This is a genomic window from Paenibacillus barcinonensis, assembly GCF_003217495.1.
GTDB classification, from domain to species: Bacteria; Bacillota; Bacilli; order Paenibacillales; family Paenibacillaceae; genus Paenibacillus; species Paenibacillus barcinonensis.
Window position 1 is genome coordinate 37,333 of record NZ_QJSW01000017.1, and the last position, 13,572, is coordinate 50,904.

Here is a 13,572-nt window from a genome sequence, read left to right on the forward strand (position 1 = left end):
TAAAAAAGCCTGCTCCCTAAGGAAGCAGGCGCCTATCCTACCAGACTCTCTATCTCTATTCATGACTAATTAGATTAGTCAGAATACAAAGCCCCATCAAAGTTCTCAGGGCCGACACGAATGGTACCCAGCAAGTTAGAGCTGATGAACGCCGTATACGTCAGTTGAGGTGTGATTGGCGGGTTAAAGTCACTAGCTGAGAACGTAATTACTTGAGGCGCCAGTACACTTAAACTGAATGTGGACGTAGCCGAATAGATGATCGGATCAGTTGACAGCGTTCCTCTCACAACGGTAATCGTAACACCTACAAGAGCTAAGGGCAGCTGCAGTGTCACGGTTCCCGTGAACTGAACACGCGGATTGGCTCCGATAGTACCAGTAGTAACCAGGCCAATCTGGCCAAACAATTGCGGGGTATCCACCACAAGAATCGGGATCGCAATGGAGTTTGCCAAGCTCGCATTCTGCGAGGTTCTTGCATCAATAAATTGACTCATGAAATCTACCTCCTATGTGTTGGGATAGGATAGTATATGCGAGAATCACAGTCTGGCATGGACATACATACCCTTAAAGAAAAAAAGTTAAATAACTATATGAGCCGACTAAAGATTTACATAGACTTCACTTATCGCATTTACCTGTAACTATGAAATCTTCACTATGAAAACAGAAAAAAACCCTTGCATCGCAAGGGTTTTGAAATATGGGCCCTACAGGACTCGAACCTGTGACCAATCGGTTATGAGCCGACCGCTCTAACCAACTGAGCTAAGGGCCCTAGACAAATAATATATAACAGTGCAGATGATGGCTGTAAATCATCCAGTAAAGCTATATTGCGGGGGCAGGATTTGAACCTGCGGCCTTCGGGTTATGAGCCCGACGAGCTACCGGGCTGCTCCACCCCGCGTCGTTAGAAATAATAAACAGCGACTTAATTAATATACACCATTGATACATTATAAGTCAAGGGGGAATCTCAGGGAATAAATCGTACACCATAACGACCTTTGCGTGAACGGTATACTTCGACTTCTTCAGGCTCGTTATGACCATATATCCAGCCATCCTGCTCCAGTCTTTTTGCCAGGCAGCCCGCCTGAAATTTAGTTGTATACAGCTTGCTGAAATAAACCCATCTCATGCTACTCGTCCTTTCCAAGGGCATCATATAATGCTGTTAATTGTAGAATGCCCCTTTTCTGTAAAAATAGCCACCAGAGAAGGATAAATCTCCGGCGGCCATTTCAAGGTCAAGAAGTCATGCTGCACTTTATGTTTTCCCAAATACCAAGAAGAGAAACACCTGACTTATTCGAATGTCGCTTTAGGGTCCTTCTTCAACTTTTCAAGCATCTCGTTTCCTTTAGCTGCCCATTCTGCAAGAGCTTCTTTTGGTGTTTTTTTGTTTTCCAGCACCTGGTTAAAGTATTCCATCCCTTTATCGCCTACCTGCCATAAATTAGGCATCTTTTGATACAGCTTGTCGAGGTTTGTATTCGTTGGCGGGATCGGCTTCAAGGTGTAGAATGCCTGAATATTGTAGTCCAGACCATCTTTTGGCTTGATAAAGCTTTTCCGGGACACCATCTCATAGCTGCTGCGCGCCTTGATCTTCGCCCAGTCCTCACTGTTCATATACTTGATCAATTCCCATGCATCATCCGGATTCTGAGCCGAGCTGTTAATTGCCATCAAATTACTCAAGTAGATGTTGCCGCCAATTTCAGGCGCCTCGGGATGAACTGGTGGTGTAACGATATCCCAATCTATCTTGGTGAAATCCTTCATTTTGTCTGCATTTTTGTTCGCATCCACCAACTGATTAATGTAACTGTAATCTCCGATCGCCATCGCCGTCTTGCCACTCATGAACAAATCGCCCTGAAACGGATTGTAGCGTCCTTCTGTCGGCTGATCCTGCGGCTCGTCACCTTTCGGGATGATTTTATCAATCGCCAGCTTGCTAACAGTGCTCCATACCTTCTCCCACTGCGGAGAATCGACCGTCATCTTTTCTGCCTTATCGTCAAACACCTTCAACTGCAACGAGTTGTAATACTGCTGCATGGAGTAATATGGAGAACCGCCTTGATAAGTGGAAAATGCCAAGCCGAAGACATGGTCTTTTCCTTCCCCTTTCGTAAGACGTTTGGCCAGATTAAAGATATCATCCCACGTCATATTGTCCGTTGGCGGTTCAACGCCTGCTTTTTCAAATAACCCTTTGTTGTAAAACAACGCCGAGGAAGAGAACGTAGGTGTCAATGCATAGATGTTTTGATCTCCCAGATCCTTGATCCCCTCAAGAACACTTGGCACGATATCGCTGGTGTCAAATTTATCTTCCTGCATCAATGGATCAAGCTGTTTAACCATATTTTCCTGAATCAAGGCCTTCACCGTAGAGGTGTCAGCAATGACAACATCTACCGGATTATCTCCAGTCATTATCTTTTTCAAGCTTTCCAGCGTATCTGGAGCTTCTGGACGCTCCTCCGAATTCCCATATCCGTACATGCTGCCCTGGTCGACAGCCGGTACGATCTCGACAGTGACATTGTTATGAGTAAGCTCAAAAGCATCCGTGAATTGCTGACGGAAATAGCTGTCATCCTGTCCTCCCCACAGTGTAGCCACACGCAACACGCGCTGCTCATTATTCTTACTCTCACTGGCTGTACATCCCGCAATCAAAGGTAAAGCCAATGTTGCTGTCGCCATGATGGCCAACACACGTTTCCCCCATAACCTGTTCTTCATCTCCCATGTCCCCCTCATTAATTTATCTTGGCGGTGTAATGACAATCCGTTCACCATCAAACTCCAATGTCGCCCGGCTATCAATCGATAAGGCTTCCAGATACTCTTTAGGGACCTGAAGCCGCCCTGCGCGATCAATAATAACAAAGGCTTCATGAACGTCAGGTGCACCTGCTTCAGACAAGCCCTGTTCATCATCAAGATTCGGATTCCTCTTCACAAATTCGGTACTTGTCAGACCATCCCGAATAGCAACAATGCGGTCCACTTTGCCCGCAAGTGTCAAATCATGGGTAACGATAACAATCGTTACCCCGAGTTCCTTGTTCATTTTGCGAAAAATATTCATGATCGTATCACATGTCTCGGAGTCTACCGAGCCTGTCGGTTCATCTGCCAGCAGAATTTTAGGCCGATTGGACAAGGATATTGCAATAGCCACACGCTGCTGCTCCCCTCCGGACAACTGATGCAGCTTGTTATGCATCCGATCCTTGAGACCGACCCATTCCAGCAGCTGCATCGCATACGCACGATCACGTTTACCGCCCAGAATCATCGGGGTTTCTACATTTTCGAGTGCTGTAAGATACGGTAGCAGATTTCGACCATTGTTCTGCCAGATGAATCCGACGGTGTGACGTTTATACTCGACTAATTGAGCATCCGTCATTTTGAGCAAATCCCAGTCACCCACAACTGCTGTGCCGGCGGTAGGACGATCTAATCCGCCCAAAATGTTAAGCAGTGTTGATTTTCCGCTGCCGCTGTTACCGATAATCGCCATCATTTCGCCTTGATTGACAGTCAAGTTAAGGCCTTGAAGGGCAACGACTTCCACATCGCTGGATTTAAAAATTTTGACAAGTCCTTCGCATTGGATCACGTTTACCTCTCCTCTCCCATTTTGACCGCCTGATGGACTCTCAGCCTGCGAATCTGCCAGAGCAGCATAGACGCTCCAATAATCAGCATGACTACCGTTACGCCGTAGAGCTGCAGCATATCTTGCTGTTCAAAGACGATACGGAATGGTGGAACCTGTGCAGACACGTTATCTGTCGTTTGCAGGAATGGCAGGAATAGCCTGCTTGAAACCTGACCAATGCCAATCCCCAGCAGGATCGAAAGCCCTGCCGTGAACACCTGCTCCAGCAGCAGCATGCCGCTAAGCTGTGCCCTCGACAGCCCCATGGCCCGTAACACACCGAACTGTACCACACGTCCCGAAAGGTTAAAGAACCAATAGAGCACATAACCGATTAACGAGATAATTACGGATACCAGGAAGCCCAGACTCAAGATACCGAACACTCCACCCCTTGAAGGATGTTTTCCCTGAGTGACCAGTTCTGTTCGTACATCACGGACAGATGATAATTCAATCCCCTCTGCCGCAAGTTTCTCCATTAATGGAGCCACCTTGGCGTCCGGTTTCATTTTCAACCATACCTCATAAGGGATTAAAGGCACCTGATCATATATATAATCCAGATTGGCCACGAAGAACGGCATCTGATCCGGGTATTGTGAAGGCCAGTATGGAATGATGCCAAAGACAACAAATTCAATCGCTTGACCTTGAATACCCATGGACACCATATCTCCGGTTTTAAGTTTGAATTTGTCTGCAAATTTCGAAGAGATGAGCACAGCCCCTTCATACTTTCCAAGTAAATCCAGATACTTGTACGGATGGGCAGGGAACAGATCGTTACGGAACCAGGCTACCTTGGCAAAATCAACATTATCAATACCAACTAACATACCCTGACCGCCAGATTTACCCGAAACAATGATGTTGCCCTTCGTTTGCAACACACGTGCAGCATGCTCTACACCGTCCAATTTGCGAAACACTTCAAACGGAGGCTCGGAGTAAATGATTTTGGTTGGCTGTGATGAACCCCCACCAGCACCACCACCCGGCGCTCCGCCACCACCGCTGCCTCCTCCTGTACCACCATTTGCTCCACCACCACCGGCGCCTCCTCCTTGCTGACCGCCACCTGATCCTCCGCCCTGACCGGAACGTCCAGGCTTGATCTCCGGCGTTCCTTCCCATACCGTTTGCATAATAACATCCGAGCCATAACGGTATAACGTACGCTCCGTCGAATTCAAGTCAATGGTGCGGGCTGCAGCCGAGTTATAGACCCCGAGCCCAAGTGTCAGCACCAGGAGAATCATCAACGGGTAGTACGATGACGAAGAACGGGACAACTGTGTCAACGTGAGATACAGAGGTACTGGCAGTAGCTTACGTCCGATTAATTGAATCAGCTTCAATATCCACGGAAACAACCGTAGGAAAAACAGCCCCAGCGCAAAGATGGCAAGTGCAGGTACGAAAAACAGAAACGGCTGTACCTGTAATTGATCTGTTGTCATTCCTGTCTGGAACGTCAGCATTTGACGTTCATAGAACATGTAATAGCCGTATCCCGCCAAACCCAGCAGTCCGACATCGAGGAACCAGCGTTGCCACAATGGAGCGCGGTCCGTACGGGCCTGACGCCGTTTTGCCGATACAATGGTCGCCCGCGCATACGTGATTGCTGGAATCAGGGATGCAATGATGGCAACAAGTACAGCTGCTACCCCGAGCAACACTGCCTCCTTGGATACACCGATCGGAATGGATTTCCGATCAACAAAAGACAAGAAGCCGCTTGCCGAGCCAATACTTTTTGCCATGAACCACCCAATAAACGGTCCAATCACCAGTGCAATAGCACCCAGGAAAATTCCTTCCAGCAGATAAAGCGAGAAGATTTGACGAGCCGAGGCTCCGCGACTACGCAGCACCGCAATGTCACTTTCCTGCTTTTGCAGCGACTGTCTTGCATTCATCGCGATAAAATAAAAGACCATCGCAATCATCGGCGCAGCCAAGGTGAACAGCATCGTCTGCAGTTGCAGACTCTGACTACGGAACTGCTTGAGCAGATCCCCAAACGTGATATCCACTTTGGTATCCTTCAAACGCTGATACAGATCAATATCCAGCCTTTCCAGCATAGAGCTGAGACCAGACAACTGACTGGTTTGAATTTCTTTCAGATCAAAGGCATAATACCAACGTGAGTTCTGAAGCGGGATACCCTTTTCCTTGAGTAACACCTCATTGAAAACCGTATCATTCACATACAGCCCGTTCATCATGCCGTCGAACCCTTGCACCCAGTAAGGACTGTTCACATCATCCGGTTTGAATGAGCCTGTAATCTTGATGCGGAGTGTAATATCGAGACCACTGTATATCGGATATTCCAGAATATCACCCACATGCAGATCATTCCGGTACATGCCTTCCTCCAGCATCACGGCTTCAATGATGTCGTCTTTAACCTGATTTCCGGCCTTTACACCGGCAGAGTAATTCACCTGCGCATCCAGCCCGCTCATCGTAGCCAGTGTCATGCTTCGCACCCGGCTTGCATCCACTTTGGTCGGATCCTCAGGACTGACTTCTGTGCTGCGAATAGATTTGGTATTCACATATGTGCGAAACGGGAAGCCGATGTCGCGTGGAACATCCTCTCGAATGTAACGATCAACTTCATCAAGGCCTCTTAAATCGGTCTTTGCACCCCCAGGTGCCTGGTAACTCATCAGTAGTGATCCTGCTGGCAAGCCCTCACTGTTATCCTGCAATGTCTGTGCGACAACCCGTTTCAGTGCACCATCGGCATACATTGGAATGCTGACGGTGAACGCTACCGCCACAATCAAGCCGATTAGTGTACTGAAGGTCATCCAGCGTGTGTTCCACATTTTGCGGAACAGCAACCGAAGCAATGGCAGCCCCATTAGCGTCCCACAACCTTCTGACCTACTGTCAGACCTTTCAGAATCTCGACATCGGTCGATGTCTGCTGCCCAACCTCAACGTCCACCTCGCGCTTGCTGCCGTCACTCTCACTGACCTGTACATAGGTTCTGGAGCCGATGGAGCGCAGAGCAGATACAGGGATGACAATTGCGTTCTCGGTACGCTGTGTTACGATGGAAACCGTTAAAGGCGTGCCGCGTTCCACACCTTTCGGCATTTTTGCCAAAGTAACGATGACATACTGATCGAGTGAATCCTTCGGTGGAGGTGACCCTCCCTGGCCTGATCCGTTGCCATTATTATTGTTGTTTGAAGCATCAGCTGTAGGCATCACTTTGATTTTGCCAGCTACCTTGCCAGCACCATTAATATCAACCTCTGCCTTCATGCCTGCCGTGAATTTCTCCAGATCCTCCTTCGCAAACGTTGCTGCTACAAGCAGATTGGACGTATCCGCAATAGTTGCGATAGGATCATAAGCTTTGACCGCCGCCCCCTTCTCCACCTGAACCGCAATAATCGTGCCGCCAAACGGAGCAGTTAACGTGGATTGACCAAGCTTATCCTCCAGATCGACAAGCTCCTGACGAAGCTCTTCAAAAGCAATAGTTGCTTCCTCAAACTCCACCGGGTCCATCTCATCTTTTTTGCGCAACGTTTCCTTCATCTGTACTTCGGATTTGCGAATTTGAAGCCGCTTACCGCGAATCTCCTTCTCCACACTAGAGACGTCAAGTACAGCGAGCACCTGCCCTTTCTTCACCTTGTCCCCCGGTTTGACATTCAGCTCTTTGACATGCATGCCATCCAGTGTAAAATATACCTTTTCTTCGCGCTGACTCATCATCTTGCCGCTGCCGCTGACCTTTTTCTCCAGCGTCTCCGTTCGAACCTCATATTCCGGTTTCTTGGAGATGGTTGGCGCTGTGATTGGTGGAAGCACCTCTTCCTCCGATTCTGACGGCAGTAATGAACAGCCTGACATCGTTGCAACCAATACTGCACCAAGTACAATAAGAGCTGCGCGTTTCCCCCTCTTCGGAGCGGCGCCTTTACTTGAGAAATCTGCCGTCCGCCATTTCATAAACATGGTCCGCAACCTCCAAAATTGTAGGATCGTGTGTAGTCATACATATTGTTACTTGCTCTACTTCAATGATATTGCGGAACACCGTCATGACCTGAGCTCCCATCTTGGAATCCAGCTCAGCCGTTGGTTCATCTGCCAGCAGCAACCTTGGCCGGTGTGCAATCGCTTTCGCAATAGCAACGCGCTGCTGTTCTCCCCCGGACATTTCAAAAGGACGGTGCTTCACCCGTTTGGTCAAGCCGACCAAATCGAGGCAGTGACCTACTCTTTCCTTCCATTCCGAGCGAGGCACATCCGCCATGCGAAGCGACAGTTCTACATTTTCCCAGGCAGATAACAAGGGCATAAGAGCATATGCCTGAAAAATAAAACCGATTTCCTTGCGCCGCAAAGCCGTTCGCCGCTGGTCTCCCCAATCCTGTAAAGGCTGTCCGGCAAATAAAATCTCACCGCTGGAAGGCTGGTCAAGCCCGCCAAGCATATTAAGCAGCGTTGTTTTACCAGAACCTGATCGTCCTTTGAGCATGACAAGCTGCTGCGGCTTCACTTCCATATCAATGCCTTTGAGCACATGAATGATACGACTGCCTGTCTGGAAGCTGCGATGAACGTTGCGAACCTCCAGCACAGGACCATCATACGGAGGAAGCAGATCCTTCTTCGGTCTTTTTGTCGCCTTTTGAGGGGATGCCTCGACAGCCACCGCCGTCTCTTCCAGCGCAACTTGATCATCCGATGAGGTCGTTGCGACATCAGAAGGCGTGTGCTGAATTATGTATGAAGATTCTTCCGCTGCTGCTCCCTCCTCCGGCTTAGGCTGCTCCAAATGATGTTCATCACCCGATTGGCTCTTGGCAGGTCTTTTTCTTGAGAATAACTTTTTCATGCCAGCAATCACGCTCATCCTCTCTTGTCATCCCGCGCATTTCCTTCATGCGACCTAAAACTAGAAATCTGTTCCATACTACACTGAATTATAAACGACTGCTCTCAGCTAAAAGTTACAAGCTTTTTACAACGTCAGCGTGAAAAAGTTAATATTTTGATGAACATAACAAAAAAGCATCCCAACATGCGGGATGCCACTTGAATATTCGATCGTTTTGCCATTGTTACGGCAATCATTACAATTTTGATACCGATTGCCTGTACACCACAAATCAATTTTTAAGTGATATTATTTTCCAAATGAAGAAGGATCTTCACGCCATGATTGCAGCAAGGCAAAATCACTTTCCTGAATGGTTCCTTCTGCCAGAGCAACGTCCATCAGCGCTGTATAATTAGACAGGGTTTGCAGGGGAATACCCGCTTCCTCGAACGCTTTTACCCCTTTATCCAGCTGATAACTGAAAATAGCAAGCACAGCAAGCGGTGTAGCCCCTGCTGCACGAACAGCTTCTGCCGCTTTAATCGAGCTGCCTCCTGTAGAGATCAGGTCCTCGATCACAACGACTTTCTGTCCTTCAGTAATTAAGCCCTCAATCAGGTTCTCCTTGCCATGACCTTTTGCTTTATCGCGAATATAGGCCATAGGCAGATTCAGCTTCTGAGCTACCCATGCCGCGTGCGGAATACCTGCCGTTGCTGTCCCTGCGATCACTTCTGCATCCGGGTATTGGTCGCGAATGATGGCCGCAAATGCTTCGGCAATATCGTTCCGAATCTCCGGGTAAGACATCGTCAAGCGATTATCACAATAGATCGGTGATTTGATGCCGGACGTCCAAGTAAAAGGCTGCTGCGGACGCAGTGCCACTGCTTTAATTTTTAATAGCTGGGAAGCGATATGGTTTGGAATTTGACTAAGTTCAATCATACGTTCAACATCTCCTTCAAAATAGTTTCAGCCGCTTCACGCGGGTTCGGTGCACCAGTAATGGGTCTGCCAACCACAATATAATGACTGCCTCTGCTGATGGCTTCACCTGGTGTCAGGACACGTGTCTGGTCGCCAAGACCACTGCCTGCCGGACGAATGCCTGGAGTAACTGTATGAAAATCACTGCCGTACGCTGCACGAATCGCTGGAACCTCCAGCGGTGAGGCTACTACACCGTCCAGCCCTGCTGCCTTAGCAAGCCCTGCATAACGAACCACGGCTTCCTCCACACTTCCGGGAATGCCGATCTCGTTATTCATGGTCTCTACACTTGTGCTGGTCAGCTGTGTTACCGCGATAATCTCGGGCTTCTTCAGGGAAGGATCAGCGGCAAGCGCCGCTTCAGCTCCTTCACGTGCCGCACGCATCATGCTGACTCCGCCGGCTGCGTGCACATTAAACATGTCCACCCCAAGACGGGTGATACTCTCGGCTCCGCCGCGCACCGTGTTGGGAATATCATGCATTTTCACATCGAGAAACACGGAGTATCCTTTACTTTTCAGCTGCCGAATGAAGTCTGGACCCGCTGCATAGAACAGCTGCATACCAACCTTGAGATAACAAGGTATGCCCTCAAGAGCCTGTACCAGCCTCTGTGCTTCCTCCGCTCCCGGATAATCCAGTGCAACCATCAGACGTGCAGCCATCTCATTGAAATTCGGGTGTTTCATAACCCAGCGCCCCTTCCGCGTGCTCAATTTTTCCGTTTTTGCCCGATATAAAGGACATCCCGCCAACCCTAGAGCTGACTGATGTCCTTCATCAAGTGACTATTGGTTATACAAAGGCTGGCATAGCCTCCGAGGAGAAGTTGATCGTTTGCAGCATGATCAGCAGCGCACGAATCGTATCCAGGGAAGTCATACATACCACACCATTCTCTACAGCTTCACGACGAATACGGAATCCGTCACGCTGCGGTGTTTTACCCTTGGTCAGCGTGTTGAACACAAAGTTCGCTTCGCCGCTGCGGATCATATCGAGAATGTTAGGTGAGCCCTCGCTCAATTTGTTCACAACCGTTACTGGAATGTTGGCTGCTTGAAGCGCCGCTGCCGTTCCGCCAGTTGCCATGATTTTGTAGCCGAGTCTGTAGAAACCTTCCAGCAAAGGTACAGCTTCGTCCTTGTCTTTGTCTGCTACAGTCACAACGATGGCACCCGTAGCCGGAATTTTCATTCCCGCCCCGATCAGACCTTTGAATAACGCCTTGGCGTAGTTCGGGTCACGTCCCATAACCTCACCAGTCGATTTCATCTCAGGTCCGAGGGTTGGCTCAACACGGCGCAGCTTCGCGAAGGAGAACACAGGAACTTTGACCGATACATGATCTGTTTCAGGCCACAGTCCATCGACATAACCAAGTTCCTTCAGTTTTACACCGAGGATCGCTTGTGTTGCCAGGTTCGCCATCGGAATATTGGTTACTTTGCTCAGGAAAGGCACAGTCCGGGAAGAACGCGGGTTCACCTCGATCACGTACACCTGACCCTCATGGATAACAAACTGGATGTTCACCAGTCCGACCGTTTTGAGTTCCTTCGCAATTTTGATGGTGATCTCTACAATTTTCTCTTTCAGATCAGCCGACAAATGCTGCGGCGGATATACTGCGATGGAGTCGCCTGAGTGTACACCTGCGCGTTCGATATGCTCCATAATGCCTGGCACCAGTACAGTCTCACCGTCACAAATTGCGTCTACCTCAACCTCTTTACCCAGCATGTAACGGTCGATCAGAACCGGATGCTCCGGATTGATTTTTACCGCCTGCTCCATGTAGGTCAAGAGCTCTGCATCGGAGTATACAATCTCCATTGCACGGCCGCCCAAGACGTACGAAGGACGAACAAGCACAGGGTATCCGAGTGATTGAGCTGTTTCCACCGCATCGTCTACGGAAATTACCGTTTTGCCTTTTGGCTGTGCAATCTCCAGACGGGAGAGCAGACGCTCAAACTTTTTGCGGTCTTCTGCTTCATCAATGCTTTCCAGGTCTGTTCCGAGAATCGTCACGCCTGCGTTGCGCAGTGGTGCCGCCAGGTTGATCGCCGTTTGACCACCAAACTGCACGATAACCCCTACCGGCTGCTCTTGCTCGATAACGTTCATGACATCCTCGAAGAACAGTGGTTCGAAGTACAGACGGTCAGAAGTGTTAAAGTCTGTCGATACCGTCTCCGGGTTGTTGTTGATAATAACTGCCTCATATCCGGCTTTCTGCAAAGCCCATACCGCATGTACTGTGGAGTAGTCAAACTCGATCCCTTGACCGATGCGGATTGGACCCGAGCCAAGCACAACAACCTTTTTCTTGTCGGAAGGCAGAACTTCGTTTTCTGTCTCATATGTCGAGTAGTAATAAGGCGTTGTTGCTTCGAACTCGGCCGCACATGTATCTACCATTTTGTATACTGGACGAAGATTCTCCTCTTCGCGGCGTGCTCTGACTTCTGCCTCTGTTGTCAGCGTACCACCAGGCTGCCCTTCGGCGCGCAATTCTGCGATGGCACGATCTGTGAAGCCAAGGCGTTTTGCCTGATACAATGTTTCGGAAGTCAGCTCCGATTCTGCGCGAACGCGATCCTCGAATTGAATCAAACCTTCGATTTTGTCCAGGAACCACCAGTCAATCTTCGTCAGATCCTGTAGCTGCTGCAATGTATAACCTCTGCGGAAGGCCTCTGCAATCAGGAACATGCGCTCATCGTCTGCTTTCACAAGTCTTTCATTTAACGTTTCTTCATCCAGCATTTCTGCACCTTTGAGGTAGAGACGGTGTACACCGATCTCCAGGGAGCGAACCGCTTTGTGAATGGACTCTTCAAACGTACGTCCGATCGCCATAACTTCGCCTGTCGCTTTCATCTGAGTACCCAGCTTGCGGTTCGCCGATGTAAACTTGTCGAACGGCCAGCGCGGAATTTTACTTACGATGTAATCCAGCGTTGGCTCAAAGCAAGCATACGTTTGACCTGTGACCGGGTTAACGATCTCATCCAGGGTGTATCCCATCGCAATTTTGGCAGCCATCTTGGCAATCGGATATCCTGTTGCTTTGGAAGCCAAAGCGGAGGAACGGCTTACCCGCGGATTAACCTCGATTACATAATACTGGAAGCTGTGCGGATCAAGTGCAAACTGCACGTTACATCCACCCTCGATGTTCAGGGCACGAATGATTTTCAGGGATGCAGAGCGCAGCATTTGATATTCACGGTCCGATAATGTTTGGCTTGGTGCCACCACGATGCTGTCCCCTGTATGAACGCCTACCGGGTCAAAGTTCTCCATGTTGCAGACCACGATACAGTTGTCGTTTTTGTCCCGCATAACCTCATACTCGACTTCTTTCATACCCGCGATGCTCTTCTCGACGAGACATTGACCGATTGGACTGTAACGAATTCCGGCTGCTACGGTTTCACGAAGCTCTTCTTCGTTCGCACAAATACCGCCGCCTGTTCCTCCAAGGGTGTAGGCTGGACGAACGATGATTGGATAACCGATCTCGCCTGCAAACTGCAGGGACTCCTCCAGAGTTGTTACGATAACACTTTCGGGTACCGGCTGTTCCAGTTCACGCATCAGATCACGGAACAAATCACGGTCTTCCGCTTTTTCGATGGAAGTGAGCTGGGTTCCGAGCAATTTCACATTTTCACGTTCAAGTACGCCTGCACGCGCGAGCTCTACCGCCATGTTCAGACCCGTTTGACCACCTAGTGTTGGCAGCAAGCCGTCTGGACGCTCCTGACGAATAATCTGAGTTACAAAATCAAGTGTAATCGGCTCGATGTAAACTTTATCTGCCATATTTGTATCTGTCATGATTGTCGCAGGGTTGCTGTTGATGAGTACAACTTCCACGCCTTCTTCTTTCAGTGCCTGACAAGCTTGTGTACCAGCATAATCGAACTCGGCCGCTTGACCGATGACGATTGGACCGGAACCAATCACCAGGATTTTTTTGAGATCTTTGTTAATCGGCAT

The 13,572-nt window shown here is 49.1% G+C and carries 10 protein-coding genes and 2 tRNA genes; all 12 read right to left on the minus strand.

Annotated features, from left to right (window positions below):
- Positions 1–74: 74 nt before the first annotated feature.
- A complete protein-coding gene (locus tag DFQ00_RS21160) occupies positions 75–500 on the minus strand; it encodes a hypothetical protein (RefSeq protein ID WP_110898474.1) in 426 nt (141 codons plus the stop codon).
- A gap of 210 nt (positions 501–710) precedes the next feature.
- Positions 711–784, minus strand: a tRNA-Ile gene (locus DFQ00_RS21165).
- Positions 785–842: 58 nt separating this feature from the next.
- A tRNA-Met gene (locus tag DFQ00_RS21170) sits at positions 843–916 on the minus strand.
- Between the two features lie 69 nt (positions 917–985).
- The gene (locus tag DFQ00_RS29285; RefSeq protein WP_167433793.1) at positions 986–1,150 is read right to left on the minus strand and encodes a hypothetical protein; all 165 of its coding nucleotides are present in this window, start codon (positions 1,148–1,150) and stop codon (positions 986–988) included.
- A 167-nt stretch (positions 1,151–1,317) separates the two neighbouring features.
- Positions 1,318–2,769, minus strand: a complete 1,452-nt coding sequence (locus DFQ00_RS21175; protein WP_110898475.1) for an ABC transporter substrate-binding protein — start codon at positions 2,767–2,769, stop codon at positions 1,318–1,320.
- A 22-nt stretch (positions 2,770–2,791) separates the two neighbouring features.
- Complete coding sequence (locus tag DFQ00_RS21180) at positions 2,792–3,655, minus strand: ABC transporter ATP-binding protein (RefSeq protein WP_110898476.1); 864 nt, start codon at positions 3,653–3,655, stop codon at positions 2,792–2,794.
- 2 nt (positions 3,656–3,657) lie between these two features.
- Positions 3,658–6,582, minus strand: a complete 2,925-nt coding sequence (locus DFQ00_RS21185; protein ID WP_110898477.1) for an ABC transporter permease — start codon at positions 6,580–6,582, stop codon at positions 3,658–3,660.
- The gene (locus DFQ00_RS21190) at positions 6,582–7,694 is read right to left on the minus strand and encodes an efflux RND transporter periplasmic adaptor subunit (protein ID WP_110898478.1); all 1,113 of its coding nucleotides are present in this window, start codon (positions 7,692–7,694) and stop codon (positions 6,582–6,584) included. The genes DFQ00_RS21185 and DFQ00_RS21190 overlap by 1 nt, the downstream gene beginning before the upstream one ends.
- Entirely contained in the window at positions 7,657–8,598 is a 942-nt protein-coding gene (locus DFQ00_RS21195) for an ABC transporter ATP-binding protein (protein ID WP_341866280.1), read from the minus strand. The genes DFQ00_RS21190 and DFQ00_RS21195 overlap by 38 nt, the downstream gene beginning before the upstream one ends.
- Positions 8,599–8,871: 273 nt before the next feature.
- Positions 8,872–9,513 (minus strand): orotate phosphoribosyltransferase, encoded by a 642-nt coding sequence (pyrE, locus tag DFQ00_RS21200; protein WP_110898479.1) that lies wholly within the window; start codon positions 9,511–9,513, stop codon positions 8,872–8,874.
- Positions 9,510–10,250 carry an orotidine-5'-phosphate decarboxylase gene (gene pyrF, locus DFQ00_RS21205; RefSeq protein WP_110898480.1) on the minus strand — a complete coding sequence of 247 codons (741 nt, stop codon included), beginning with the start codon at positions 10,248–10,250 and terminating at the stop codon, positions 9,510–9,512. The genes pyrE and pyrF overlap by 4 nt, the downstream gene beginning before the upstream one ends.
- 106 nt (positions 10,251–10,356) lie before the next feature.
- Positions 10,357–13,572 (minus strand): carbamoyl-phosphate synthase large subunit, encoded by a 3,216-nt coding sequence (gene carB / locus DFQ00_RS21210; RefSeq protein WP_110898481.1) that lies wholly within the window; start codon positions 13,570–13,572, stop codon positions 10,357–10,359.

Bases quoted from the DNA above. Each gene is read 5' to 3' on its own strand.
- DFQ00_RS21160 (WP_110898474.1), bottom strand. From the start codon at position 500: ATGAGTCAATTTATTGATGCAAGAACCTCGCAGAATGCGAGCTTGGCA.
- DFQ00_RS29285 (WP_167433793.1), bottom strand. From the start codon at position 1,150: ATGAGATGGGTTTATTTCAGCAAGCTGTATACAACTAAATTTCAGGCG.
- DFQ00_RS21175 (WP_110898475.1), bottom strand. From the start codon at position 2,769: ATGAAGAACAGGTTATGGGGGAAACGTGTGTTGGCCATCATGGCGACA.
- DFQ00_RS21185 (WP_110898477.1), bottom strand. From the start codon at position 6,582: ATGGGGCTGCCATTGCTTCGGTTGCTGTTCCGCAAAATGTGGAACACA.
- DFQ00_RS21190 (WP_110898478.1), bottom strand. From the start codon at position 7,694: ATGTTTATGAAATGGCGGACGGCAGATTTCTCAAGTAAAGGCGCCGCT.
- DFQ00_RS21195 (WP_341866280.1), bottom strand. From the start codon at position 8,598: ATGAGCGTGATTGCTGGCATGAAAAAGTTATTCTCAAGAAAAAGACCT.
- pyrE (WP_110898479.1), bottom strand. From the start codon at position 9,513: ATGATTGAACTTAGTCAAATTCCAAACCATATCGCTTCCCAGCTATTA.
- pyrF (WP_110898480.1), bottom strand. From the start codon at position 10,250: ATGAAACACCCGAATTTCAATGAGATGGCTGCACGTCTGATGGTTGCA.
- carB (WP_110898481.1), bottom strand. From the start codon at position 13,572: ATGCCGATTAACAAAGATCTCAAAAAAATCCTGGTGATTGGTTCCGGT.